Origin of the sequence: Microbacterium sp. B24 (assembly GCF_000333415.1) — a bacterium.
GTDB lineage: Bacteria > Actinomycetota > Actinomycetes > Actinomycetales > Microbacteriaceae > Microbacterium.
In genome coordinates this window covers 1-1,496 of record NZ_BADB01000426.1, presented here as the reverse complement: position 1 = coordinate 1,496, position 1,496 = coordinate 1, and the positions used below count along the sequence as shown (strand labels likewise).

Annotated in this window: 1 protein-coding gene and 1 pseudogene; one reads left to right on the top strand and one right to left on the bottom strand. The window is 66.0% G+C overall.

Annotated elements, in window-relative coordinates; all coding sequences use genetic code 11:
* Nucleotides 1-827 (bottom strand): Hsp70 family protein (locus I5I_RS12630; protein ID WP_036320250.1); only part of this gene is annotated, 827 nt, incomplete at its 3' end.
* A 370-nt stretch (nt 828-1,197) separates the two neighbouring features.
* On the opposite strand from I5I_RS12630, the pseudogene I5I_RS12625 reads away from it, so the two are divergent.
* Nucleotides 1,198-1,467 (top strand): annotated as a pseudogene (locus I5I_RS12625) (MFS transporter); the annotation flags it as partial.
* Nucleotides 1,468-1,496 lie beyond the last annotated feature (29 nt).

The window sequence follows — 1,496 nt, the reverse complement described above, 5'->3', positions numbered from 1 at the left end:
GTCTCGGACAGCGACACGGGGCCCGAATCGGTCAGCGAGAGGTACGGCAGGTTGATGGAGGTGCTGCTGGAGCTGGAGAGCTCCTTCTTCGCCTGCTCGGCCGCCTCCTTCAGACGCTGCAGGGCGATCTTGTCGCCCGAGACGTCGACGCCCGTGGTGTCCTTGAACTGCTTGATGAGGTAGTCGACGACGCGCTGGTCCCAGTCGTCGCCGCCGAGGCGGTTGTCACCGGCCGTGGCGCGCACCTGGATGGTGGAGAAGTCGTCGTCCTTGCCCACCTCGAGCAGGGACACGTCGAACGTGCCGCCGCCGAGGTCGAAGACCAGGATGAGCTCGTCTTCCTTGCCCTTGTCGAGGCCGTAGGCGAGGGCCGCGGCGGTCGGCTCGTTGATGATGCGCAGGACGTTCAGGCCCGCGATCTCACCGGCATCCTTGGTCGCCTGACGCTCGGCGTCGTTGAAGTAGGCGGGGACGGTGATGACCGCGTCAGTCACGCTGTCGCCCAGGTACTCCTCGGCGTCGCGCTTGAGCTTCTGGAGGATGCGCGCGGAGATCTCCTGCGGCGTGTACTGCTTGCCGTCGATCGCCTGCGTCTTCCAGTCGGTGCCCATGTGGCGCTTGACGGAGGAGAGGGTGCGGTCGACGTTGGTGACGGCCTGGCGCTTGGCGGTCTCGCCGACGAGCACCTCGCCATCCTTCGTGAAGGCGACCACCGAGGGGGTGGTGCGGAAGCCCTCGGCGTTGGCGATGACCTTCGGCTCGCCGCCCTCGAGGACGGAGACGACGGAGTTCGTCGTCCCGAGGTCGATACCCACTGCACGTGCCATGTCTGTTCCCTTTCGTGAAACGGCTCTGAGAAGTCTGCGGGGTTGAGTCTTAACGGCTCAACTTCAATGACTTCCACGATAGCCGCGGCGCTTCCGGGTGTCAAACGCAAGTTGATATGAATCGGCTCAACTTTCGATCGCGCGCCTTGTCCCACTTGCGACATCCCTTGTCCCATTTGCGGCGCAGAGCGTCCCACTTGCTGTCCCTTCTGGCCTCCGTGGACAGCAGTAAGTGGGACACGCCCCAGCGGATGCCGCGGCTCGCCACCCCGCTCCTTAGCGCAGAACGGCGGGATGCCGCGAGTAACGTGACCTGCACGCGCGACGACGCGCCACCCGGTGTTCACCGAAGGGACATACCGTGACGAACATGTCACTGCCCGACCAGCCCGCGCCCGACTCCCTCGCCGCCACCGGAGCACGCGCGATTGCGGCCGACCGGCGCGGCGTGCGCGCATGGGCACTGTGGGACTGGGGCTCGGCTGCGTTCAACGCGGTCGTGACCACCTTCGTGTTCAGCACCTACCTGTCGAGCAGCTACTTCATCGACCCGGCGATCGTCGCGGCCGCCGCCGGCGACGACAAGAATCCGGCGCTCGTGGCCGCCAAAGCCGACAATGCATCGCTGATCGGCATCGCCCGACTCTAGAGGATCCCCGGGACCGAGCT